Source organism: Aquirufa lenticrescens (genome assembly GCF_019916085.1).
GTDB lineage: Bacteria > Bacteroidota > Bacteroidia > Cytophagales > Spirosomataceae > Aquirufa > Aquirufa lenticrescens.
This window is the reverse complement of sequence record NZ_CP049834.1, coordinates 291,955-316,701: the sequence shown is the minus strand read 5'-3', so window position 1 is coordinate 316,701 and position 24,747 is coordinate 291,955. Positions and strand designations below refer to the sequence as shown.

The 24,747-nt window shown below is 43.9% G+C and carries 26 protein-coding genes; 19 read left to right on the top strand and 7 right to left on the bottom strand.

Features of this window, described 5'->3' with window-relative positions; translation table 11 throughout:
- Window positions 1-121 precede the first annotated feature (121 nt).
- Window positions 122-541, top strand: coding sequence for a DUF2147 domain-containing protein (locus G9X62_RS01480; RefSeq protein WP_223131053.1), 420 nt, complete (start codon window positions 122-124; stop codon window positions 539-541).
- Window positions 542-567: 26 nt separating this feature from the next.
- The gene (locus G9X62_RS01475) at window positions 568-1,017 is read left to right on the top strand and encodes a PaaI family thioesterase (protein WP_223131052.1); all 450 of its coding nucleotides are present in this window, start codon (window positions 568-570) and stop codon (window positions 1,015-1,017) included.
- Here the strand turns inward: G9X62_RS01475 and feoB are convergent.
- Window positions 1,014-3,140: a ferrous iron transport protein B gene (feoB, locus tag G9X62_RS01470; RefSeq protein ID WP_223131051.1), complete on the bottom strand. Its 2,127-nt coding sequence runs from the start codon at window positions 3,138-3,140 to the stop codon at window positions 1,014-1,016. The genes G9X62_RS01475 and feoB overlap by 4 nt on opposite strands.
- A gap of 3 nt (window positions 3,141-3,143) precedes the next feature.
- Window positions 3,144-3,371: a FeoA family protein gene (locus G9X62_RS01465; protein WP_377979026.1), complete on the bottom strand. Its 228-nt coding sequence runs from the start codon at window positions 3,369-3,371 to the stop codon at window positions 3,144-3,146.
- A gap of 101 nt (window positions 3,372-3,472) precedes the next feature.
- On the opposite strand from G9X62_RS01465, the gene G9X62_RS01460 reads away from it, so the two are divergent.
- From G9X62_RS01460 to G9X62_RS01430, 7 genes are read left to right on the top strand one after another with little or no spacing between them, the layout of a single operon-like run.
- Entirely contained in the window at window positions 3,473-4,141 is a 669-nt protein-coding gene (locus G9X62_RS01460; protein ID WP_223131049.1) for a heme exporter protein CcmB, read from the top strand.
- On the top strand, window positions 4,129-4,797 hold the full coding sequence (gene ccsA / locus G9X62_RS01455) for a cytochrome c biogenesis protein (RefSeq protein ID WP_223131048.1): 669 nt from the start codon (window positions 4,129-4,131) through the stop codon (window positions 4,795-4,797). Before G9X62_RS01460 ends, ccsA (G9X62_RS01455) begins: the two co-directional genes overlap by 13 nt.
- Entirely contained in the window at window positions 4,797-5,006 is a 210-nt protein-coding gene (locus G9X62_RS01450; protein WP_223131047.1) for a CcmD family protein, read from the top strand. Before ccsA (G9X62_RS01455) ends, G9X62_RS01450 begins: the two co-directional genes overlap by 1 nt.
- A complete protein-coding gene (locus tag G9X62_RS01445; RefSeq protein ID WP_130894831.1) occupies window positions 5,003-5,446 on the top strand; it encodes a cytochrome c maturation protein CcmE domain-containing protein in 444 nt (147 codons plus the stop codon). Before G9X62_RS01450 ends, G9X62_RS01445 begins: the two co-directional genes overlap by 4 nt.
- A gap of 1 nt (window position 5,447) precedes the next feature.
- Complete coding sequence (gene ccsA / locus G9X62_RS01440; protein ID WP_223131046.1) at window positions 5,448-7,997, top strand: cytochrome c biogenesis protein CcsA; 2,550 nt, start codon at window positions 5,448-5,450, stop codon at window positions 7,995-7,997.
- A 1-nt stretch (window position 7,998) separates the two neighbouring features.
- The gene (locus tag G9X62_RS01435) at window positions 7,999-8,217 is read left to right on the top strand and encodes a hypothetical protein (protein ID WP_223131045.1); all 219 of its coding nucleotides are present in this window, start codon (window positions 7,999-8,001) and stop codon (window positions 8,215-8,217) included.
- Window positions 8,204-9,523, top strand: coding sequence for a hemolysin family protein (locus tag G9X62_RS01430; RefSeq protein WP_261345528.1), 1,320 nt, complete (start codon window positions 8,204-8,206; stop codon window positions 9,521-9,523). Before G9X62_RS01435 ends, G9X62_RS01430 begins: the two co-directional genes overlap by 14 nt.
- Here G9X62_RS01430 and G9X62_RS01425 read toward each other — a convergent pair.
- Both G9X62_RS01425 and G9X62_RS01420 read right to left on the bottom strand, forming a co-directional pair.
- Window positions 9,512-10,600, bottom strand: a complete 1,089-nt coding sequence (locus G9X62_RS01425) for a chorismate-binding protein (RefSeq protein ID WP_223131044.1) — start codon at window positions 10,598-10,600, stop codon at window positions 9,512-9,514. The genes G9X62_RS01430 and G9X62_RS01425 overlap by 12 nt on opposite strands.
- Window positions 10,600-11,019 (bottom strand): hotdog fold thioesterase, encoded by a 420-nt coding sequence (locus G9X62_RS01420; RefSeq protein WP_223131043.1) that lies wholly within the window; start codon window positions 11,017-11,019, stop codon window positions 10,600-10,602. Before G9X62_RS01420 ends, G9X62_RS01425 begins: the two co-directional genes overlap by 1 nt.
- 45 nt (window positions 11,020-11,064) lie before the next feature.
- On the opposite strand from G9X62_RS01420, the gene G9X62_RS01415 reads away from it, so the two are divergent.
- From G9X62_RS01415 to G9X62_RS01405, 3 genes are read left to right on the top strand one after another with little or no spacing between them, the layout of a single operon-like run.
- The gene (locus tag G9X62_RS01415) at window positions 11,065-11,718 is read left to right on the top strand and encodes a histidine phosphatase family protein (RefSeq protein ID WP_223131042.1); all 654 of its coding nucleotides are present in this window, start codon (window positions 11,065-11,067) and stop codon (window positions 11,716-11,718) included.
- Between the two features lies 1 nt (window position 11,719).
- A complete protein-coding gene (locus G9X62_RS01410; RefSeq protein ID WP_223131041.1) occupies window positions 11,720-12,766 on the top strand; it encodes a sensor histidine kinase in 1,047 nt (348 codons plus the stop codon).
- Between the two features lie 6 nt (window positions 12,767-12,772).
- A complete protein-coding gene (locus G9X62_RS01405) occupies window positions 12,773-13,510 on the top strand; it encodes a LytR/AlgR family response regulator transcription factor (RefSeq protein ID WP_223131040.1) in 738 nt (245 codons plus the stop codon).
- Here G9X62_RS01405 and G9X62_RS01400 read toward each other — a convergent pair.
- Window positions 13,488-14,570: an AI-2E family transporter gene (locus G9X62_RS01400; protein WP_223131039.1), complete on the bottom strand. Its 1,083-nt coding sequence runs from the start codon at window positions 14,568-14,570 to the stop codon at window positions 13,488-13,490. The two genes, G9X62_RS01405 and G9X62_RS01400, sit on opposite strands and share 23 nt — an antisense overlap.
- A 66-nt stretch (window positions 14,571-14,636) precedes the next feature.
- Between G9X62_RS01400 and G9X62_RS01395 the strand changes: the two genes are divergently transcribed.
- Genes G9X62_RS01395 through G9X62_RS01375 form a run of 5 tightly spaced genes read left to right on the top strand, consistent with a single transcriptional unit; the run spans window position 14,637 to window position 19,915 of the window.
- Window positions 14,637-15,338, top strand: coding sequence for a response regulator transcription factor (locus tag G9X62_RS01395; protein WP_223131038.1), 702 nt, complete (start codon window positions 14,637-14,639; stop codon window positions 15,336-15,338).
- Between the two features lie 30 nt (window positions 15,339-15,368).
- A complete protein-coding gene (locus G9X62_RS01390; RefSeq protein WP_223131037.1) occupies window positions 15,369-16,862 on the top strand; it encodes a glycoside hydrolase family 10 protein in 1,494 nt (497 codons plus the stop codon).
- A gap of 1 nt (window position 16,863) precedes the next feature.
- Window positions 16,864-17,910: a ferredoxin--NADP reductase gene (locus G9X62_RS01385; RefSeq protein ID WP_223131036.1), complete on the top strand. Its 1,047-nt coding sequence runs from the start codon at window positions 16,864-16,866 to the stop codon at window positions 17,908-17,910.
- 1 nt (window position 17,911) lies between these two features.
- The gene (locus G9X62_RS01380) at window positions 17,912-19,615 is read left to right on the top strand and encodes a M3 family oligoendopeptidase (RefSeq protein ID WP_223131035.1); all 1,704 of its coding nucleotides are present in this window, start codon (window positions 17,912-17,914) and stop codon (window positions 19,613-19,615) included.
- 51 nt (window positions 19,616-19,666) lie between these two features.
- Window positions 19,667-19,915, top strand: a complete 249-nt coding sequence (locus G9X62_RS01375; RefSeq protein ID WP_223131034.1) for a hypothetical protein — start codon at window positions 19,667-19,669, stop codon at window positions 19,913-19,915.
- 75 nt (window positions 19,916-19,990) lie between these two features.
- Here G9X62_RS01375 and G9X62_RS01370 read toward each other — a convergent pair whose 3' ends face one another.
- Entirely contained in the window at window positions 19,991-20,437 is a 447-nt protein-coding gene (locus G9X62_RS01370; protein ID WP_223131033.1) for a hypothetical protein, read from the bottom strand.
- A complete protein-coding gene (locus G9X62_RS01365; protein ID WP_223131032.1) occupies window positions 20,437-22,434 on the bottom strand; it encodes a protein-disulfide reductase DsbD family protein in 1,998 nt (665 codons plus the stop codon). The genes G9X62_RS01370 and G9X62_RS01365 overlap by 1 nt, the downstream gene beginning before the upstream one ends.
- Before the next feature lie 150 nt (window positions 22,435-22,584).
- On the opposite strand from G9X62_RS01365, the gene glyA reads away from it, so the two are divergent.
- Window positions 22,585-23,874: a serine hydroxymethyltransferase gene (gene glyA / locus G9X62_RS01360; RefSeq protein WP_223131031.1), complete on the top strand. Its 1,290-nt coding sequence runs from the start codon at window positions 22,585-22,587 to the stop codon at window positions 23,872-23,874.
- 6 nt (window positions 23,875-23,880) lie between these two features.
- A complete protein-coding gene (gene tatC, locus G9X62_RS01355) occupies window positions 23,881-24,747 on the top strand; it encodes a twin-arginine translocase subunit TatC (RefSeq protein WP_223131030.1) in 867 nt (288 codons plus the stop codon).

Sequence of the window (24,747 nt, the reverse complement as noted above, 5' to 3'; positions counted from 1 at the left end):
CATTTGAGAGCGACAATTTTCCGATGTTTTCTGCTTCAAAAAATAAACTTTTAGGGTCAAGAATAGTTTAGTATTTTTGACTCCAGTTTAGTTTTCTTCTTCACCTCAACTATTCAATCGAATGAAAAAGTTTAGCTTATCCTTGATTACATTTTTATTTGTGTCTGTTTCTATTTTCGCCAATACAGCTTCTGATGCCATTTTAGGTGAGTGGCTTTCACAAGAAAAAGACGGGAAAATCATCATTTTCAAACAAGGAGACCAGTACTTTGGAAAGATTTCGTGGGGTAAAACAACCGGAAGAAAAGATGGCAAAAACCCAGATGAAAAATTACGCAGTCGGGAGCTTTTAGGAGCGGTCATCTTGAAAAACTTCAAATTCACAGGATCTGCATGGGAAAATGGAACTATTTACGATCCTAATTCTGGAAAGACCTACGATTGCATTCTTAAAATCAAAGACGGGAACAAAACACTAGACATTCGTGGTTTTGTAGGCGTAGCAATGTTTGGAAGAACATCTACCTGGACACGATCTTAAATTATCAAACCGCCTAAGTATATACAATGGAACCAAACGAACAAGTATTAGCCTACCTCAATCAAAATCTACATAAAAAAATTGCTGACGGCAATCCGGCGCCCATCGGGAAATGGCTGGATGGCACGTTAGTTAAAGCAGAAGCAGGGAAATTAACCGCAGAATTCATTGTCCGCCCAGATCAATTGAATCATGCTGGGGTAATCCACGGAGGTGTGATTTCAGCGATGTTAGATGAGATGATGGGAATGACGTTGATTACAGCGAAAATCGATCACCTCTATGTGACGATCAATTTGTACATCGACTTTTTATATGGAGCGAAGGCAAACGAAGTAATCACCGTAACGACTGAGATTCACCGGGTAGGCAAGAAAATTGCGAACGTAGAAGCGAAGCTACATAATGCAGAAGGAAAATTGCTTGCGAAAGGGGTGAGTAACCTGGCGTCAACTTCAATTCCTTTCTCTTTCTAGGATAATAATTGGTAGACGGCAAAGGCTGATAAGTAGGCCAAAGCCGTCATATAGCCAAACTGAATTAACGGATATTTCCACGATTTGGTCTCCCGGTAAGTCGTAGCGAGTGTGCTCATACATTGCATCGCGAAAGCATAGAATATCAATAAGGAGAATCCTAAGGCTGCATCGTACATCGGCTTACCGGTGGCTGGATTGATTTCCGCACGCATCCGATTTTTAATCGTTGCATTTTCATCATCCACTTCGCCTCCCATACTATAGATGGTCGACATCGTTCCTACGAATACTTCGCGAGCAGCAAATGAAGTGATCAATGCAATTCCAATTTTCCAATCATAGCCTAAAGGACGAATAACCGGCTCCACAAAATGCCCAAAATGCCCTGCATACGAATTTTCCAATTTCTCAGCAGAGATCTTATTCTGCAATTTGACTCCTTGCAAGGTTGGATTTTCCTGACGAACCCGAGCTTCTGATTGTGCAATCTTATCCCCGGGACCATAACTCGCTAACACCCATAACACAATGGAAATAGCCACGATAATTTTACCCGCCTCAAAAACAAAGGCATTCACCGAATTCCAAATGGTCAAAGCCACATGTTTGAAACGCGGCCCCTTATAGGTAGGCAATTCCATGATGAAATAACTTTTCTCTTTGGCCTTCAAAATCACTTTCATAACCCAAGCCGAAACCAATGCCATAAAGAAACCCAATAAATAAAGCCCAAACAAAGCCACTCCTTGTAAATTAAACAAACCAAATAAGGCTTTATTCTCCGGAACCACCAAGGCAATTAACACCGTATAGATGGGTAATCGTGCGGAACAGGACATCAAAGGCGTGACCAAAATCGTAATTAATCGATCTTTCCAAGAGCCAATCGAACGGGTACTCATGATGGCAGGCACCGCACAAGCAACACCAGAGATCAAAGGCACTACAGACTTGCCATTTAAACCAAAACGACGCATTAACTTGTCCATAATGAACATCACACGCGACATATAACCCGTTTCCTCGAGAAGAGAGATAAATAAAAACAAGAAGGCGATTTGCGGAATGAAAATTAACACCCCACCAATACCTGCAATCAACCCATCGGTTAACAAGGCGGTCAAAGCCGAATCCGGCAATACTCCTTTCAACCAGTCATTTAACATCGCGACTCCCCCATCGATGGCGTCCATCGGATAGGTGGCCCAAGTGAAAATGGCCTGGAACATCACGAAAAGAATAGCTAAGAAAAATACATAGCCTCCTACCGGGTGTAAAAAGAATTTATCTAAACGATCCGTCCATGTACGCACTGGAGCTGCATCCCATTGGCGATTTAAATTAATCACACAACGATCCACCACCTCCGTAATTTGCTCGTACCGTTTGACTGTTTCTTCGGACTGGTATTTTTTAGACGAAAATTGATGCTTTTTTTGAATAGCATCCAAGTTCTCGCGTTGTTGTTTAGAGAACATTTTCATCCGATCATGCTCCATCAACCATAATAAAGAACGGTAAATCTCTCCCTCTCCAAACTGAGCTTGCACATCCTGAATCACTTCATCCGAAACGGGCAAAGGAAGCGCGTCATTCGAGGCATAGCGATTAGCTAATGATTTAATGACGGCTAATTTCAGGCCATTTAACCCGATCCCTTTTTTAGCATTCACCTCCGCCACTTCGACATTCAGTTCACGTGCTAACTTGATTGAGTTAATCACATAGCCCTCGTTCTCCGCAACGTCGATCATATTCAAGGCCAAAACCGTGGGTATACCTAGGTCACGAACCTGCGAAAACAACAACAAATTGCGCTTTAAATTAGAGGCATCCGCCACCACGATGGCCATATCCGGAAAATCTGGATGCGTGGGATCGCCAAGGATATTGATGACTAATTCCTCGTCGATCGACTTTGGATATATACTATAGATACCTGGCAAATCTAAAATTTCCACCGGACGTTTGGGTTCTAATTCCCAAATTCCCGTCAGCTTCTCCATCGTCACCCCCGGAAAATTACCCGTCTTCTGATTCAACCCGGTTAGGGAATTGAATAGAGAGGATTTTCCTGCATTGGGATTACCAATCAGCGCTATTTTAGGTGTTTTTGCCAAAATTTATGTTCGTTTAATCAGCATCGTTTCCGCTTCTTCTCTCCGCATAGACAGAGTATATGAACCAGAAACGCGAATGGCGATAGGGTCGCCGAAAGGTGCCAAATGAGTCAATATGACTTCAGTTCCTGGCAAACATCCCATTTCCAATAGCTTTAAAGAAAGCAACTCGTCCGTGAAGCCAACAATCTCCCCCTTTTCACCAATCTTCAAGTCGGCCAAATTTGCCATGCTCACTATTTAGAATAATTCAAAATTAGACACAAATGTACTAAGTATTTCTGAGCTAAAAAATGATACAAATAGTTTTTTCTGTCGTAAATTGCAGGTTCATGGCATTAACAGAAATTTTCGTGTTGATTCGCAAAGAAATGCAATTAGAGTGGCGCAACAAGTATGCGATCCATGGTCTAGTGCTGTACTTAGCCGCGACCATTTTCATCTGTTACTTATCCTTTAAAGCAAAGCAACAATCGATACATCCGATTATGTGGAATACGCTGTTTTGGATCATCCTGTTGTTCTCTGCCGTGAATGCGGTGGGCAAGAGTTTTACGCAGGAATCAGCGAACCGAAATATCTTCTATTATACGTTTGCAAAGCCTGAATCGGTCATTTTTAGCAAAATCATCTACAACACTTTAGTGATGCTAGGCGTATCCTTGATCGGGATTTTCTTTTACTCCTGGGTCATGGGTAATCCGGTGGGAAATATGCCACTGTACCTTGTTTCCCTGATTTTGGGCGCGATTGGGTTTGCATCTACTCTTTCTTTAGTGGCTGGAATCGCGGCACAGGGAGAAAATTCAGCCACTTTAATGGCGGTGATGAGCTTCCCGCTCATTATTCCGTTGCTTTTGTTATTATTAAAATTGTCCAAAAGTGCCCTTGACGGCATTTCACTCTCAGAAAACTGGGATGAAATCGCCATTTTGGGGGCTTTAGATATCATCGTTATTGTATTTTCTGGGATCCTTTTCCCGTATATATGGAAACATTAAAACGCCAGTATTGGAAGATTTTGTCGATCATTTTATTGATCTACACCGTCTATGCCGGTTTTAACGGACAAGTGCCGCGCCAACCGATCTTGAACGAGACAATCCGCAACCTGTATTTCCACGTGACGATGTGGTTTACCATGATTTTCCTGTTAGGAACGTCTGTTTATCATTCGATACAATACTTGCGCAAATCAGATCTTAAATCAGATCTCATTTCGAGCACCTATGTGGAAGTGGGGATGGTTTTTGCCATTTTAGGTTTGATTACGGGAAGTGTGTGGGCGAAGTTTACGTGGGGAGATTGGTGGACAAACGACCCTAAATTGAATTCGGTAGCGATCGGCTTATTGATCTACCTGGCTTATTCGTTAGTGCGCTCGTCAATGCCAGATGAGATGCAGAAAGCCCGCATTTCGTCGGTTTACAACATTTTCGCGTATGTGATCTTTATGGTCTTGATTTGGATTTTGCCTCGCATGACCGATTCGTTGCATCCAGGAAATGGGGGGAATCCTGCTTTTTCCAAAATGGACTTAGATAACCGCATGCGAATGGTCTTCTATCCAGCCATTATTGGGTGGACGTTATTAGGCTTTTGGATTGCGCAATTGCGTATTCGCATTAAAAACATTGAACAACAAAACGAGTTATAATGAAAGCATTCCTTTTACTCTTAGTAAGTATTACGTTAAGTTTTACGGCTAGCGCTCAAGCGAGCGATATCGAGATGGCAGATCAATTTCGTGCTGATGGAAAAATCTATGTAGTCATCGCGGTGGTTAGCGTTGTATTGATTGGGTTATTTGCCTATTTATTCCGTTTGGAGAGAAAAGTCACTGAATTAGAAAAACGCAGCAAATGAAAAAGACACACATCATTGGATTAATCCTAATTGCGGTTGCTATCGGTATCATTTTGATCACTACGGGCGATGCAAGTACCTATGTGGGTTTTGATGAGGCGGAACGTATTTCGCAGCAGGATCCGAATCAGAAAGTACACGTGGTGGGAACATTAAGAAAAGATGCAGCGGGCCAAATCGTGGGCTTAAACTACAACCCTGCCTTAGATGCGAATCGTTTAGAGTTTTTAGTGCAAGATAGTTTAGGTCGCGAAAACCAAGTGATTTATGCAGCGCCTAAACCTCAAGATTTTGAAAAATCAGAGAAGATCGTTTTAGTAGGAAGTATGCATTCAGACAAGGTCTTCTATTGCGATAAAATTTTATTAAAATGCCCTTCTAAGTACCAAGAGGGTAAAATTTCAGCAGACTCAAGCGCCTCAGTAGCCGCAAAAAATTAATATGATACACGAAACCATCGGTTCGGTCGGACATTTATTTGTTATTATTTCCTTCGTAACAGCGCTATTAGCGACTTTTGCGTATTTTAAATCTACGCAAGCCGCTAATGAGATTGAAAATGATTGGAAAATGACGGCGCGCGTTTTATTCGGGCTACATTTTATCTCAGTGATCGTGGTGGCGGCGAGTCTTTTCGTGATCATCTACAACCATTATTTCGAATACCATTACGCGTTTACGCACTCCTCGTTGCAATTACCTACAATGTTCATGATCTCCTGTTATTGGGAGGGACAAGAGGGGTCGTTTTTATTGTGGATCTTTTGGCAAGCGGTTTTAGGGCTTTTGTTAATGATCAAAAACCCGAAATGGGAGTCTCCTGTGATGACAGTTTTTGCGCTGGTTCAGACGTTTTTGACTTCGATGATTTTAGGGGTTATTATCCCTTGGATTGATTTGAAAGTAGGTTCGTCTCCTTTCTTGTTGTTGCGTGAAGCGCAGCCGGATCTTCCGGTTTGGAGCATGCAGCCTAATTTTATTCCCAAAGATGGCCGCGGATTGAATCCTTTACTTCAAAACTATTGGATGGTGATTCACCCGCCTACCTTGTTCTTGGGTTTTGCCTTGACATTAGTTCCGTTCGCGTATTTGATTGCGGGTTTGTGGAAGAAGAAATTGACTGAATGGGTGATGCCGGCATTGCCATGGGCACTCTTTAGTGCGGGTGTTTTAGGAATAGGCATTATGATGGGCGCTTATTGGGCTTATGAGACCTTGAACTTTGGAGGGTATTGGAACTGGGATCCGGTAGAGAATGCGTCATTTGTGCCTTGGTTAGTATTATTAGGTGCTATCCACACGATGATTGCGCACAAGACGTCGAGTTCGGCATTAAAGACATCGATTATTTTAGTGATTGCGACCTTCATTTTAGTCTTGTATTCGACTTTCTTGAACCGTTCTGGAATTCTTGGAAATGCCTCTGTGCACTCCTTTACGGATTTAGGCCTATCTGGACAACTCTTGTTGTATATGGGAACCTTCCTTTTAGTGGCGATCGGGATGTCAATCTACCGTTGGAAGGATTTGCCTAAGGACCAAAAAGAATTAGGGACGTATAACCGCGAGTTTTGGGTTTTTGTCGGTGCAGCCGTTTTAGGTTTATCTGCCTTCCAATTAACGTTCACCACTTCGATTCCCGTTTATAATAAGATTGCTGAGGCTTTTGGCATTCTATCAAACATCGCCTTACCGGCAGACCAAGCAGAACACTACAGCAAGATCCAAATCTGGATTTTCTTAGCGGTGGCCATCTTGAGTGGCATCGGACAATATGTGTGGTGGGGAAAAATCAAACAAAGCACGACTTTCAAACCTCTTGTAAGTCCCGCTTTAGCAGCGACTTTATTGAGCGTGGTCTTCATTAACATTGGTAAGATTTATACGTTCTCGTACATCGCATTATTATGGAGTAGTTTATTCGCGGTTTTGGCGAACTTCAAAATCTTGTGGTTCCTGCTTCGCGAGAAATTCTCTTTAGTAGGTGGAGCCCTGGCACACGTTGGATTAGCGATTATGTTAATCGGTATTTTATTCTCCGCGGGTTATTCCAAAGTGGTTTCTTTGAACCGCTCAGGTTTCGCCATCAGTACGAAAGTGGAGGAATTCACCAAAGACAATAACAAGGAAAACAAGGAAAACTTACCACTTTGGCTAGGTCAAGGAGCCCAAATGCAGGACTATTTGGTAACCTACAAAGGACGTCGCATCGAGGTGCGCGGACACAAAGGTTATTTCAACAAGAATGATTTTGAGATTATTGAAGGGGACTTCCACGCGGTAGCTTTGAAAAACATCGAACGCGATGGCGTAAAAATTGCGAGCAAAGGCGACACCGTGACCGTAGAACCAGAGAACACCTATTACGAATTAGAATTTAAAAACGAGGAAGGAAAAGCGGTTTCGCTCTTCCCGAGATGGCAAGTGAATCCGAAAATGGGTACGGCGATTTCTCCAGACGTAAAACACGCATGGAACCACGATATTTACACTTACGTTTCTCTTGATCCGCGTTTAGCAGCTGAAGCAGGTTCTGAAAAACAATGGTCTCAGACAGAAGCCCAAACGGTTACCACTGGAGACACCCTTTTCATCAATGACTTCGTTGCCATCTTGAAGGAAGTGAATCGAGTAACGAATGTGGATGGGGTAGAATTAGGCGCGAATGACGCGGCGGTTCAAGCGAACTTCCAGGTATTAGGCAAAAACTCGCAGCAGTTCACTTTGAGCCCTATCTTCGTCATTAAAGGCGGTATGGTTGCAATGCCTGCCTTCGAGAGTGAGGAAACTGGTATTAAGATTAAGTTTACAGGCATTAATCCGCAGGCCCAGGAGTTTGGCTTTGCGTGGAATACCACCCAACAAGAATTAATCGTCGTGAAAGCCTTAGAAAAACCTTATATTAATTTAGTGTGGATCGGTTCTATCTTGATTTTCATCGGATTATTTATTGCGACCTATCGCCGTTTAAAACCCGCAACCACGGCTTAATATGGGAAAGAAAGAGATCTTAAGTTTAGCAGCGGCTATCGGATTCATCCTCATTTGGATTATCGATTTAAATAGCCCCACACCTGCGGAGGTGAAGGGACAGTTTTGGGGAGAGATTTTCTACCATTATGGTTGGTTAATGTATGGGGTAGGCTGTTTATTCTATTACCAATTCGCCAAGAACGAACGGATCAAAAAAGAAAAAGATGGAACCAAGTAATATCAGTTTGGATAATGCCCAAATCATTGGCATCATCGCCTCGATGGTTTTCTCTGCCTTCTTTTCTGGTGTCGAAATGGCCTTTGTCTCCTCGAACAAATTGTACTTTGAGCTCAAGGCAAAGCAAGATATTTTGAGCGCTAAAATTATTGCAAATTTCAACCAGCATCCTTCCCGCTTCATCGGCACGATGCTCATCGGAAATACCTTATCCCTAGTGGCCTACGGTATTTTTATGGAAGAATTTCTGCACCACATCGTGTTACATTTCTTGTCTATCAATGAGATTTTGGCCCGATTAATTGCCACAATCGTAGCGACCGTTCTTATCTTGATGACCTCGGAGTTTACCCCTAAAAGCGTCTTCTTGATTAACCCAGATGCCATTTTAGAGTTTTTAGCCATTCCCATTTGGGTGATTTACACCTTGATGTTTCCCTTAGTTTGGGTGACGGTAGGGCTTTCTAAATGGTTTATTACCAAAGTCCTTCGATTGAGTTATTCGGAAGAAAAACCGGCCTTTGGGCTAACGGATTTAAACCATTACCTCCAAAACCTAAACCGCAAAATTTCCACCGAACAAGAAGCAGAAGTGGACCACAAAATCTTCCACAATGCACTGGAGTTTAAGCAGGTGAAAGTACGTGATTGTATGATCCCTAGAACGGAGATTACAGCGATTGATATCGAAGATGGAATTGAGAAACTAAAAGAAGTATTCCTAGAAAGTGGGCACTCAAAAGTTTTGGTTTATAAAGAAACCTTGGAGGAGGTCGTCGGCTACTGCCATTCTTTGGCCCTATTCAAAAAGCCTAAAGACTTGCAATCCATTCTGACCAGTATTCCAATTGTTCCAGAAGCAATGCCGGCGAATGATTTAATGATCAAGTTCTCGAAAGAAAGAAAGTCACTTGCTTTAGTGGTGGATGAATTCGGTTCTACGAGTGGATTAGTGAGTATGGAGGATGTGATGGAACAGATATTTGGGGAGATTCAAGATGAATATGATGATTCCGAAGACTGGATTGAGAAGCAAATCGATGAGACGACTTTCGTGCTTTCTGGCCGTCACGAGATCGATTATTTGAATGAAAAATACGAGTGGAATTTACCGGAGGGTGATTACGAAACCTTAGGTGGAATGTTAATCAGCTTGTATGAAGATATTCCACAAGAAAATGAGCTGATTACGTTAGCGCCGTTCCAATTCCAAATCTTAACGACGACTGATGCTAGAATCGATACGGTCAAAGTGATGATTACCGGCAAAATTGCTCCGGCTCCCTCATCCGAATTACTGCATTAATACCCGCTGCAAGGTTTGGCATTTCATTTGGGTTTCTTGCCATTCCTTTTCGGGAATAGAATCTTCCGTGATGCCGCATCCGGCATAGAAAACGGCTTTCTTACCTCTGATTTCCACCGTACGTAAATTCACAAATAAGTGCGTGGCATTCCCAAGGTTCACTGGACCTATATAGCCCGAATACATCGAGCGGTCATGACTTTCGGTCTTGGAGATAAAATCAACGGCCTCCTGTTTAGGCGTACCGCAAACAGCAGATGTAGGATGTAATAAGCCCAGCATCAAACCGGGCAACTGCGGAAAATCCATCGCTTTTGTATCGACGATGTATTCCGTTTTCAGGTGCAATAAATTTCCAGTAGAAATGGTCTTAGGACCTACTTCTGTATATTCTCTCAGACGGATCTTCTTGAAACAATCGATAATGTAGCGACTGACGAAGGCCTGTTCTTCGATTTCCTTTTGGGACCAACGCGCCTGGGAAGGCGAAATGGCAAACCCTTCTGCATCGACCCCCGATTGCGTCCCTGCTAAGGAAATCGTGCGGAAAATTCCGGCTGCATTTTGTTCCACTAATATTTCAGGAGTGGCACACATCCAAACTCCACCTAAGGCAGGAATAGACAAAGCACACACAAAGGCATTAGGGTAAGCAGCGCCTAATTCTTCGAGCGCTGCCATCACGTTAAAATCGGCCGGCAAATCTTGTTGGTCTGTTCTAGACAAAACCACTTTCTGCAAAGGCCCTTGCTTGATGGCCACAATAGCCTCTGAAACCCAGGCCATAAATTCGCTTTTCTTAGCCGGATTTTCAGCGGGTGCCACAAAAGGTTTGGTACTTTCAGCTGGTTGCAGCGGAAAAGAGCTTACCGAATCCGCTTGCAGAAAATAGGGTAATCCAATAAATGGAGCGGCTAAGAAACCGGCAGCTAAATCCGCTAAATTCCAGCCATCTTCCAGTGTGGTTCCTCCAGAAAAATCCTGCAATAGAAAGGCCTCCTCACCTTGCGGGAGGCGCCAAGCCGCAACTGCTGCTCCTTTTGCAATCCCCTCTTCCCAAACTATCCCTTGTTTCATTATAATGGTATAATCGCTACCGTTAAACGGCTGGCACAAATCAAATTTTCTTCCTCGTCGTGAATCTTAATTTCGTATACATGAATCTTTCGACCAATGCGCAATGGAATACACGTCCCAATCACAAAACCACCTCTCGCAGATTTCAAATGGTTCGCATTGATCTCCACTCCCACACCTGTTTCCGCCTTCGGATCTTTCACGGCCAAAACGACCGCCACACTTCCTAGCGTTTCCGCTAAAACCACCGAAGCTCCTCCATGTAACAAACCCAAGGGCTGTTTTGTTCGGTGATCGACTGGCATTTTGGCTTTAATAAATCCAGGCTGAATTTCTGTAAACTCAATACCCAAATGCTCGATCATATTTCCCTTCGACATCGAATTCAATGTGTCTATGGAGATGGAAGTATTAAACATATATTTCGTAATTTTGGCTAAAATTCGGAATAAAATACGATTAATATGCAAGCTCGGCCTGATTTAGTGAAAGATATTTACCTGATTCGCCACGGCGAAACGGAATACAATCGCAAGGGGGTCGTGCAGGGAAGTGGGATTGATGCGGATTTAAATGAATTAGGCCAAAAGCAGGCTGAGGCATTTTTTGCGCATTACCAAGATCTTCCCATCGACAAAATCTACACTTCGGCACTTCGCAGAACCCATCAATCGGTGAAAGGATTCATCGATAAAGGACTTCCATGGGAACAACATGAAGGTTTAAACGAAATTTCTTGGGGCAATAAAGAAGGGAAATCACCCAATACGGAGGACGATTTATACTACAAAAACTTAACGAAGACTTGGCGTGAGGGAAATGTTCACGTGCAATCCGAGGAAGGCGAAAGTCCAGTAGAAGTTTTAGAACGCCAAAAACCGGTGGTCGATCTGCTACTTTCTAGACCTGAAGAAAAGGCTATTTTAATCGCGATGCACGGTCGTGCGATGCGAGTGCTTTTGACGCATTTATTTAATGCGCCGCTCCACCATATGGACCATTACGCACACCAAAACCTGTGCCTTTATCACTTGCAATACGATTATGCCGCACAGGAATTCAGGCTAGTGAAAGGTAATTGCGTTATTCATTTAGCTGGCTTACCAGAATCCATGTAATATGTTACGAGAACGTATGTATTGGGCATTTCAATGCGGCGGCTGGATCGCTTGGATTCTCAATGAGGCGGTATTGTACACGAACCAATATGGCTGGCATTGGGCCTGGTTATATGCGTCCATGGCCAACATCTCGTTAGCCATTTTACTCACCCACCAATACAAACGTATCGCGAAGCATTTTGCCTGGCAAGATTTGCCTCTTTTTTCGATGTTGCGCAACCACTTCATCGCCCTGTGTGTGATGGCCAGCTGCTTGGTCGCGTTGAATTTGCCCATCGATCAATACTTATTAGGGGAGAATTTTGAAGTCCAAATTAGCCCTTTCATCATCACCCAATACCTCTTCAATTTTATGAAGCCGCTGGCGATTTGGATGTTGATCTATTTCTTCTTCCAATATTCGAAAAAACAGCTCGTGATGGAGCGGGAAAATAATCAACTAGAACGCGCGATTCAGGAAACAGAGGGCAAGGTCTTGCGCGCTCAGATGAACCCCCATTTCGTTTTCAACGCCCTCAATAGCATTCGCGCATTAATCACAGAGGACCCGTCGAAGGCCAAAAAGGGGATCAACCAGCTCTCCAAACTACTCCGCAGCTCCCTGCTCACTGAGCGCAAAAAGACAATCTCTATCGCAGAGGAATTGGACACAATTATCGACTACTTGAACCTCGAAAAGATCCGCTATGAAGAGCGCCTGACCTGGAAAGTGGAGGTAGCGAAGGAAATAAATCAAGCCCAAATCCCTCCCATGTTGTTGCAGACCTTGGTAGAAAATGCCATCAAGCATGGGATTGCCCATTCTTCGAAGGAAGGCTTGATCGAAATCAAGGGTGAGGTTATCGGTGATCAAATCCAATTACAGGTCATCAATCCAGGGCATTTAAAAAGCCGTGGGGAATCCACCGGCATCGGCTTGATCAATTCCCAAAATCGACTCACCTTATTGTTTGGGGAGACCGCTCATATTGACTTAAAACCTTTGGACAAAAATCGCATACTTGCTTCCGTCACGATTCCGTACCTTGCTGAAACAATAGCCTAAATCCTTATGAGAGCCATCATTGTCGACGACGAACGCCTTGCCAGAAATGAACTGAAACGTTTATTAGAAAATTTCCCATCCATCGAGGTGGTCGGTGAAGCAGCGAATACGGAAGAGGCTAGTCAACTCATCGAAGAATTACAACCCGATGTGGCCTTTTTAGACATCCAAATGCCTGGCAAAACGGGTTTTGAATGGTTAGAGGAATGGGATGGTTTTCTGCCGGAAATTATCTTCACGACAGCTTTTGATGAGTATGCGCTGAAGGCATTTGAGGTGAACGCTTTGGACTATGTGTTAAAGCCGATTGAATTAGCGCGTTTAAGTGAGAGTATTCAGAAATTAGAATCCCGTTTTCAACGTCCAGCTTCCACGGAAAAATCGGTTACAGCCAATCACGTGTTAGGAGGCAACGACCAGATATTCGTGAAAGACGGGGAGAAATGCTGGTTCGTGCGCTTGGATCGCGTACGCTTGTGTGAATCGATGGGGAATTATGTGCGCTTGTTTTTTGACGACCAAAAACCTCTCGTCTTAAAATCCCTCAATTCCTTAGAGGAACGCTTAGATCCGAAATTATTCTTCCGTTGCAACCGCAAACACATCGTCAACCTGAACTTCATTGAGAAGATTGAACCTTGGTTTTCCGGTGGACTACAAGTAACCTTAAAGGGAGATAAGGCAGAGAAAATCGAAATTTCTCGCCGTCAATCGATTCGGTTTAAGGAGCTTTTGTCTCTTTAGTACTTTTAGTAGTTCGCGCTGGTGCTTCTCCTAATAAGAAACCGTAAGGTTCTAAATTAGGAATCGAATCGAATATTACTTTCATGACAGCTGTTAATGGTAAGGCCAAAATTAAACCTGGAATTCCCCACAGCAATTCGCCGCATAACAAAGCGAGCATCGCGACCATCGGGTTCATACTTACTTTCGATCCCACCACGAGTGGCGTTATGAAATTCGCTTCAATAAACTGAGCAGCTGCTACCCATGCCACCACGGCTAACGCATGCGATGGACTCAAAGTCACTAGACTCAATAAAATGGGCAACAAAGCACCCATCCAAATGCCGATGTATGGAATCAATAAAAGTATTCCTGTTAAGAATCCGAAAAACACAGGATATTCTACCCCAATCCACCAAAATCCGACCGAATTCAGCACGCCTACAATCAGCATCACCACGAGTAATCCCACTAAATACCCTTGGACCACCGAGCCTGTTTTTTCCATCACTTTCGTCAGAACCTGCCCCTCCGTTTTAGGGAAAACTTTCTGCAAAAAGCTTTCGAAAAAATCACGGTAGAACAAGAAGAAAAAAGTAAAGACGGGAACTAAAATCAAGGCCGTAATAGCGTGCAAGGCCGTCGAAAACGTCGTACTGATAATGACCCCTGAATTCTTCATCAAGGACATGAGCTCATTACTCAGCTCTAACATTTGCTTCCGGCGCGAGATATTGAAATTCGCAGAAATAAAGGACTGCAAACTGGAAATCCACTTTTCAGCCTTTTTCGCAAAGAGGGGAAGCTCAGAAGAGAATTCCATAATTTGCATTCCGGCCACGAAAAGTAAGGAAGAGATCAGTGCAAAAGTCAATAAAATGGCGATGAAGATGGCGAGGGCCCGGGGAAAACCTTTGGCCTCCATAAATTTACTCGCAGGCAGAAGTAAGAGGGACAAGACCAGAGCAAAAGAAAGCAAAATCAAGAGGTCCTGTAATACGTAGGCCGCCGCAATAATCAAGGCCATCGACAAGAGGGCGCTAGATAAACGGGACGAGTAAGCGGTGTTATTTGACATATCTAATAAATTAACAATTCCATAACATACAACTTTCTATATTTGTGTGGTAATCCGTTCAAAACTATGGCAACAGCTTCACCCGCATACAAAATTCTACTCGTAGATGATGATGCAGACATTTTGGAGTTATTGGAATACAATTTACTAAAAGAAAACTTTCTTTTAGCAAAAGCCACGAATGGAAAAGAGGCCATCGCTGCCGCTAAATCTTTCCAACCCCATTTGATTATCATGGATGTGATGATGCCAGAAATGGATGGTATAGAGGCAGCCCGCCAAATCAAATCAAATCCCGAATTCAAAAATACACTCATCCTATTCCTAACGGCGCGCGGAGAAGAGTATACTGAAATAGCCGCTTTTGAAAGCGGAGCCACGGATTATGTGGTAAAACCCATCAAATTACGTGCCTTAATCAGCCGTATTAATGCCTTGTTAACACGCGAAGTAGCGGTTCCAGAATCAAAAAATGATGTGATTTCCATTGGAGATCTTGTTATCGATCGCGTGCAATATGCTGCGACATTCCAGGGTCGTGCGTTAATTTTGCCCAAGAAAGAATTTGAATTACTTTCCTTCTTAGCGAAAAACCCGAACAAGGTTTTCAATCGCGATGAGTTATTGGAGAAGGTTTGGGGATCAGATGTATTCGTTGTGGAACGCACCGTGGATGTACATATCCGTAAATTGCGAGAGAAAATCCCGGAATATTACATCAAAACATTGAAGGGTGTGGGCTATTTATTTTCAATCGACAAAGCCTAATTGCCCATTTTTAGGTAAATTGCATCCCGAATGATGCGCCTAATTTTCCTCCTATTTTTTAGTCTTCTTTTCAGCGGCCTGCAAGCTCAGGGACCTAAACGTGAGTTAAGGGGAGTTTGGGTGGCAACCGTCCAAAACATCGACTGGCCCAGCCCGCGCAATTACGACGGAGCTAAGCAAAAAACCGAATTTATCGATCTTTTGAATTCTCACCAGAAAACGGGAATCAACGCACTTTTTGTGCAAATAAGAACAGCTTCCGACGCACTCTACGCGAAAAGCGCCGAACCTTGGACGACATACCTTTCTGGCAAACAGGGACAGGCGCCTAGTCCCTATTATGATCCTTTGGAGTTTATGATCGATCAAACTCATGCCAGGGGAATGGAATTTCACGCGTGGTTGAACTTGAATCGCGCCTCCATGTCATCGCGTTCCCTTTTGAGTTCAGAACACGTGGCCAGAAAGCATCCGGAATGGTTGCTGACCTACAATGGGCAATTATTGTTTGATTTTGGGATTCCGGCGGCGCGCCATTATATCGCCGGATTGGTACGAAATATAATTTTGAATTACGACGTGGATGGGATTCACTTTGACGATTACTTCTATCCCTATCCGGACCCTAAATCTACCTTGAATGATGAAGATACCTACCTCAAGTACCGGCTTGCAGGGGAATCGAAGGCAGACTGGAGACGTCGCAATACCAGCGCACTTATTCAGGAAATCTCGGAGACGATTCGCAAAACCAATCCAAAGATCAAGTTTGGCATTAGCCCATTCGGGATTTGGCGACATAAAACAGCTGATCCGGTGAATGGATCGCCTACGGTGAAAGGCTTGCAATCGTATGACGACTTGTATGCGGATACAGATCATTGGTTGAAACAAGGCTGGTTAGACTATATCGCGCCGCAATTGTATTGGGACACGGCGCATCGGGTGGCGCCTTTTAAGCCTTTGGCGGATTGGTGGAATGCACATTCGTATGGAAGACCAGTGTATTTTGGGATGGCTTCGTATCATTTAGGGGATGTGTGGTCTAACAAGGAGATGAAAAAGCAGGTGGAGATTAGCCGCAGTATGCCTCAAGGTCAAGGGCTTATTTTTTACAGTTCGACCTCTTTGACAAAAAATATGAAGGCCTTTCGAGACACATTACGCTCGAATTATTTTGCCCATACGGCTTTACTGCCTACTACGCCCTGGCTCGATAGTATTGCCCCGCATGCGCCTACTCAGGTGTTTTTAGCCAATAAAAAACTAAAGTGGCAAGCCGGCGAGGAATCAGATGATAAAGATCCGGTGGCCTATTATGTGGTCTACCGAATCCCTAAACAAGATAAAAAATACCTGGAGGACCCACGCAATATCGTGTACAAAGGGAAGGCAACTGAATTAATTTTGGAACAAGATGACCTTAAACCGGGTTATGGATTTACGGTAACGGCCTTCGATCGACTGCACAATGAGAGTCGCCCAAGTGCCGTAGCCTGGATTAAACCCGTTAGCAGCGATTAATATGCATTTAAAAATTAAAGAAATTACGGAAGAGACGATCGATACGAAGACGATCCATTTTTGGCAACCCATTCATGATGCCTTGCATTATCTATCGGGTCAGTTTTTAACCGTCATCCCCGAAATCGAGGGCAAAAAAGTCCGCAGAAGTTATAGTTTATCCTCTTCCTCGAAGACCGATATGTCACCTGCCATCACGGTAAAACGCATCGAAGGAGGCTTAGTATCGAACTTTCTATGCGACACTTTGAAAGAGGGCGATAGCCTAGAGGTATTGGAGCCGATGGGGAATTTTACCCTGGAAGCGGAGGCCTCTGCTTCGAAAAATTATGTCTTCGTGGGCGCCGGGTCAGGAATCACGCCCTTATTGTCGATGATCAAAACGATTCTGCACGGCGAACCTTTGTCTAAAATCCATTTGATTTACGGTTCTCGTCATGAGGATCAAATTATCTTCAAAAAGGTCTTGGATACATTGGAATCCTTGCACGCCAATCGCTTTAAAGTATTGCACGTCATCTCTCAACCGGCAGCCAATTGGCCGGGATTGAAAGGTAGAATTAACCAGGCTTCTATTGTCTATTACTTGAAGCAGGAATTAGGCTTGGACATCGCGTCTGCGCATTATTATCTTTGCGGACCGCAAGGAATGATGTCGGAGGTACAATCATCTTTAGCCATGTTTGATGTGCCAGCGGGTCAGATTCACCAGGAATCTTTTGGGGTGGTGGCTAGTGAGGAGATGGAACAGGCCGAAGAGGATGGCTCATTGCAAACGCAAGAAGTGACCTTGATTTACGAAGGAAAAGAACATAAAATTACGGTTCAACCGAGCGAAACCATTCTAGAGGCGGCGTTGGAGGCTGACTTAGACATCCCCTATTCTTGCCAAGCAGGCATGTGTACGGCTTGTATGGGTCTATGCCAAAGCGGGAAAGTGGGCATGGACGAGGAAGACGGCTTAACCCCAGGCGAGATCGCGAAGGGCTATATTTTAACTTGCGTGGCGCATCCATTAAGCGCTGGCGTGGTGATTGACTTAGATTAATATGAAACAGAGAACATTTTTACCGGCAGATTTTCAGTTAAGTACGTGGGAATCGGTATTGCCTTATTTTGAGCAATTGAGTGCGACGGAAATCTCCAGCATTGCTGATTTACGGGATTTTTGTGCGAACCGCTCTGAATTAGAATCCTACTTATCGGAAAATTTCGCTTGGCGATACATCAAAATGTCTTGCGATAACCAAAACGAGACGTTGCAAACGAGCTACGCGCAGTTTGTGAACGAAATTATGCCGAATGCCTCTGTTTTCGACGATGCGTGGAACAAGAAAGTAATCGAAAGTCCGTTCGTGAACGAACTAACGGAAACGGGATTCCCCGTGATGTTGCGCGGCATGAAAAAGGCGATCGAAATCTTCCGCGAGGAAAATATTCCCTTGTTCACAGAATTACAGAATTTAGAAACCAATTATGGGGCCTTAACTGGAGCCTTGATGGTGACGATTAAAGGCGAAGAAAAAACCTTGCAACAAGCGGGGGCATTGTTGGAATCTACAGATCGCGCAGAACGCGAAGAAGTGTACCAAACGATGGTTCAAAAACGTTTGTCGATCAAAAATGAGTTAAATGATTTGTATACTTCGCTTATTGAGAAACGTCATCAATTGGCTTTGAATGCGGGTTTTGAAAACTACCGCGACTATGCTTTTGCCAGCTTAGGTCGTTTTGATTACGGTCCAGCGGAATGTTTTGAATTCCACGACGCGGTAGCCGAAACAGTTGTCCCTTTATTAAATGAAGCGGCGGCGAAGCGCAAGGAGGAGATGGGGCTGGATGCATTGAAACCTTTTGATAAGGCGGTAGATCCATTAGGTCGCGGACCTTTGAAACCATTCGAGACAGGAGAAGAATTATTAACCAAAACGATCGGTGTTTTCGACGAGATGGATCCGTTCTTAGGTAACTGCCTAAAAGAAATGGTGACATTGGATCGTTTCGATTTAGACTCACGCAAAGGGAAGAATCCTGGCGGCTATAACTATCCCTTAGAGGAGACGGGCTACCCGTTCATCTTTATGAACGCGGCGGGCACGGTGCGTGATGTGGTGACTTTATTGCACGAAGGCGGGCATGCGGTGCACAGTATTTTGACCAAAGACCTAGCCCTAAATTCCTTCCGTAATTTCCCATCTGAAGTGGCTGAGCTGGCTTCGATGAGTATGGAATTGATGACGATGGACCTTTGGGGACATTATTTTACGAATCCCGAAGAGGCGAAACGTGCCAAAATCAAGCACCTTGAAGACATCTTAGAAACACTTCCATGGGTGGCGACGATTGATGCTTTCCAGCATTGGGTATACGAAAACCCGGCACATACGGTCGCACAACGCGAGGAGAAGTGGAACGAAATCGTTTCAAAATTCTCCGATACGGTGACGGATTGGACAGGATTAGCGGAGGTGCGGTCGAATATTTGGCAAAAACAATTGCACCTGTTCGAAGTGCCTTTCTATTACATTGAGTATGCGATTGCGCAATTAGGGGCGCTGGCGGTTTGGCGAAATTATTGCCAAAATCCGAAAAAAGCCCTCGAGCAATACATCGCGGCGCTTTCACTGGGATATACGCAACCGATGAAAACAATTTATGCCACAGCCGGCATCGAATTCAATTTCAGCAAGCCCTATATCCAGGAATTAATGAACTTTTTAGCGGATCAAATTAAAAAAATTGAGGAAAGTTAGGCGAACGATGACCTATTCCTTATTTTTGCAAATAATTATTGACACAGCCTTATGAAATTAACGAATTTACTTTCTTTAGTAGCCATTTTAGCGGTAGCGACTTCTTGTGATTACCAAAAAAACAACACAATCAAACAAAAAGACGTGCGCAAAGGCGATGAGTATGTGTACGGTGTTCACCCAGACAGCGCAGCAGTTCAATCTCAATTGAAATACGATGCAAAGCCAGAACTAGAAGTGAAAGCGAATGCAATCCGCGAGAAATTATTCAAAGGAAAAGCGATTAATCAAGGAAACTAATTCCTGATCACATAGATTTTAAAGAAGCCGGTTTATCCGGCTTTTTTTGTGGCCGAGAAGGTGGTCCCACTAGGACTAATGCACCAACATATCCCTTAAAAAAGTCAGTTGATAAATACCCGCTACATAGATGAGCGACCAGATCAGCGAGGAGATCCCCATAAAGAACAATATTCTTGCAGTCGGCACTTTGAACGAAAGCGCTAGTAAACTTCCCCCTATCGGAGTAAAAATCAATGGTGTTAACGCCGCAATTCCTTTGATTCCAAAGCGTTGCCAAATATCCACCGCATAGCGAATACGTTTCGAGAATAGTTTGGGTTTTGAACTGCGGTACTTAGCAACCAATCCTAAAATGGCTTTACCCGCAGTGATAATAATCGTTACCGTAGCCATCGCGCCTAACCACGTAAATAGCACAGTCTCATACCAAGTTAAACCAAGGCTAAAACCCGTGATAGGCCCTGCAATAAACTTCAATCCCGTGGCGATCATTACACCAGAATAGGCTGCCCAAGACATTATTTCGCAGATTGATAGATGGATTTACCTTCGTCTAAGAAGCTAACAAAGTGAAAAACATTCGCATCGAAAGCTACTGGCTGAACCATTGGCTTATCGTCTTTGCGTGGGTCTAGCAAAACATAATGCGGTTGCGCGTTTGAGTTGAAGCGGGAGATTTGGAAGTCGAGGTTTTGGTCTCCTAAAGTCTTCTTCTCCTGTCCATCCACTTTAGACGTATACCACTTGTCTGCCGGCAATTCAGTCTTGTCATCGCAATACAAAGCCACCACCACATAATCGTTTTTTAGTCGCTGTAAAACGGAAGGATCCGACCAAACGTATTCCTCCATCTTCCGGCAATTCACACAACCATGTCCCGTGAAGTCAATAAACAAGGGTTTGTTTGCTTTCAACGCAGCCGCTTTCGCCTGCTCGAAATCAAAATAACCATCCAGGCCTAAAGGCAATTCTAAGAAATCACTGTATAAAACGTCGCTTTTTTGTGCGGTAGGTTCCGCTGCTTGCGAACCCTTAAAATCTTGTGAATTCATCGGTGGCAACCAGCCCGAAAGCCCTTTTAACGGCGCTCCAAACATCCCCGGAACCAAGTAAATGACAAAGGCTAATACCGCCGTCGCAAACAAAGTACGTGGAACCGACAAATTCTTCGATGGGCCATCATGTGGCAAGGAAATCTTGCCAAATAAATACAAGGTCAAGGCCGTAAAGATCGCAATCCAAATCGCTAAGAAGATCTCCCGATCCAACAGATGCCAGTGGTATACCTGATCTGCTACGCTTAAGAATTTAAACGCAAGCGCGATTTCTAAGAAGCCTAACACCACTTTCACCTCGTTCATCCAATTGCCAGACTTCGGCAATTTCTGCATGAATCCTGGGAATATGGCGAAGAGCGTAAACGGAATGGCGAAAGCTAATGAAAATCCTAACATCCCGATAATCGGTTTTAAGAAAGCGCCTTGAGAGGCTGCAATCAAGATCGATCCAGCAAGAGGCCCTGTACAAGAAAAGGACACTAATACTAAGGTGAAAGCCATAAAGAACACGCCGATGAATCCGCCTTTATCCGACTTCGCATCTACGGTGTTCACTAGATTCGATGGCAATACAATTTCAAACGCACCTAAGAACGAAATACCGAATAAGATAAATATGGTAAAGAAGATCATATTCGGGATCCAATGCGTGCTCAGGAAGTTCGCAAAACTTGCACCCGCGAAGAAGGCTAAAAGCGTTCCGAAAAACACGTAAATCAACACGATAAATCCTCCATATAAAAAGGCTAATCCTTTACCGCCCTTTTGCTTCGTGAAGAAACTTACGGTCATCGGGATTAAAGGATAAACGCAAGGAGTTAATAGGGCCAAGAATCCGGCGCCTAGGGCAATCCAGAAGAAGGCGAAAAGAGAGTCGTCTTCTGGAGCTTCTGTAGGCGTGGCCACTACTGCAGGTTTTGTCACTACTGAATCCACAGTCTCCGGCTCAATAACGGGAGCAGCAGCCGTGTCAGCCGAAACTACCTTCTCAGCCTTTCCTTTCAGACTAAATGGACCTTTGATAGGAACGCAAAGTCCGGAAACATTCGAGCAAGATTGTGAATCGTAGGAACCCTCGATTGTATAATCCGAGGCGGTGATTTTGATTTTTTGGCGGAATTCGGCTTGGCCGGTGAAATACGTATACGTTCCATTCCAAATCTCCGTATCGTTTTTCGCATGCGGATTGATGGCTTTCAATTCACCCACTGTTTGGTAACCAGCACCTGGCTTAAAGGTAACGGTCGTTACTGTGGGGCCTAGATCTTTGTCAAAATCGGAGGAATACAAATACCAATCCTTTTCAATCGCGACCTTAAAAATAACTTCTGCCTGCTCCCCCACTTTCGGGTTTGCGGGCTTGATGGACCAAGACCATTTAGCGGGGGTAATCTTCTGAGCAAGGGCTGGAATAGCCAAGAAAGCGAACAAAAGAAAGGCGATAAATTTTAATTTCATGTTTGTCTCAAAATGCAATGTCAAAATTAAGAAAAAAGCGCAGAAACATGCGTGATATTTGTCTTATTATAGGCTCTTTTCGTTTTTCAATTCGGAGAAAAAAACGTACTTTTGACCTTTCAAATTGTAATCCAGAACCCATTCTTTTTTATGGCATCCACTTTCCCTACACAACGAGACAAAGAAATTTTTGACCTGATTAACCAGGAGGCACATCGCCAAGAATTTGGCATTGAATTAATCGCCTCTGAAAACTTCACATCGCCACAGGTGATGGAAGCACAGGGAAGTGTTTTAACGAATAAATACGCGGAAGGTCTACCCGGAAAGCGTTATTATGGTGGCTGTGAAGTAGTGGATGAAGTGGAAACGTTAGCAATTGAGCGTGCGAAGAAATTATTCGGAGCGACTTGGGCAAACGTTCAACCTCACTCTGGAGCTCAAGCGAATGCGGCGGTATTCTTATCGTTCTTAAACCCAGGCGATAAAATCCTAGGATTTGACTTGTCTCACGGCGGTCACCTTTCACACGGTTCTCCGGTGAATTTCTCGGGTAAATATTTCCAAGCATTCTTCTACGGTGTAGAAAAAGAAACGGGATTGATCGATTGGGACAAAGTAGAAGCAACTGCATTAAAAGAGAAACCAAGATTGATCATTTGCGGAGCGTCTGCTTATTCTCGTGATTGGGATTATGCACGTCTTCGCGCAATCGCTGACCAAGTAGGAGCGATTTTATTAGCTGATATTTCACACCCATCTGCGTTAATCGCGAAGGGTTTATTGAATAACCCCGTTCAACATTGCCACATTATCACGACTACGACGCACAAAACGCTTCGTGGACCGCGTGGTGGTTTGATCATGATGGGAAATGATTTTGAGAATCCATTTGGCTTCAAGACGCTAAAAGGTGAATTGAAAATGATGTCTGCGTGTTTAGATGGCGCCGTGTTCCCTGGAACGCAAGGTGGTCCGTTAGAGCACGTGATTGCGGCGAAAGCGATTGCTTTTGGCGAGGCATTAACTCCTACGTTTGAGGCGTATGCGAAGCAAGTGCAGTCGAATGCGCAAGCGATGGCGAAGGCCTTTTTAGCGAAAGGATACGATATCATCTCAGGCGGTACAGATAATCACTTGATGTTAATTGACCTACGTCCGAAAGGATTGAGCGGTAAATTAGCGGAGAATACGTTGATTCAAGCGGATATCACGATTAACAAGAACATGGTTCCATTCGACGACAAGTCTCCATTCGTTACCTCAGGTATGCGTGTGGGAACGGCGGCGATGACGACGCGTGGTTTGAAAGAAACGGATATGGCTCAAATCGTGGAGATGGTCGACAAGGCCTTGATGAACCACGATAATGAGGCAGTATTGAAATCAATCAAAGGAGAAGTAAATGAGTGGGTGAAGCAATTCCCATTATACCTATAATAACACATGGCAACAGATCAAGATTTTGACGATTTCGACGACGATGACGCATCGGATGGCACAGAGATGTCCTTCCTAGGTCATTTAGAGGAATTAAGATGGCATATTCTGCGATCTGTTGCTTCCTTTTTTATCTTCGCAGTGGCCGCTTGGTTCTTCCGTGAATTCATTTTCAGTTCGATCATTTTAGGACCGACGAAAACGGATTTTTATACGAACCAAATCCTGTGTCAAGCCGCTGACCTCTTCAACATGCCTAGTTTATGCATGCAGAAGGCTGATTTTATTCTTCAAAGTAGAGAGGTTTCAGGTCAATTCATGATGGCCCTAACACAGTCGATCATTGTAGGTCTTTTATTTGCGTTCCCCTACATGTTCCACGAATTGTGGCGCTTCATTAAACCAGGCCTAAAGAGCAAGGAATTGAAAGCGGCTCGTGGGGCGGTATTTTGGGTTTCTGTATTGTTTTTTAGTGGGGTTGCTTTCGGGTATTTTGTGGTGGCACCTATGGCCATTAACTTCCTAGCGAACTTTAAATTAGATCCGAGCATCCAAAACCAATTTGACATCAACGATTACATTTCCTTGTTATCGATGTTAACATTGGCTTGTGGAATCACGTTCCAATTACCGATGATAGCCTTTGTGCTATCTCAAGTAGGCATTTTAACCCCGTCCTTCATGCGGGAATATCGCAGACATGCCCTTATTGTCATTTTTATCGTGGCGGCGATCATCACTCCTTCTCCGGATGTGGTTTCTCAGCTTTTAGTGGCGTTCCCACTTTTAGGCTTGTACGAAATCAGTATCGGCGTTTCAGGTCGCGTCTTGAAGCGTAAAATGAGAGAAGAAGAGATGGAATCGAATTCTTAA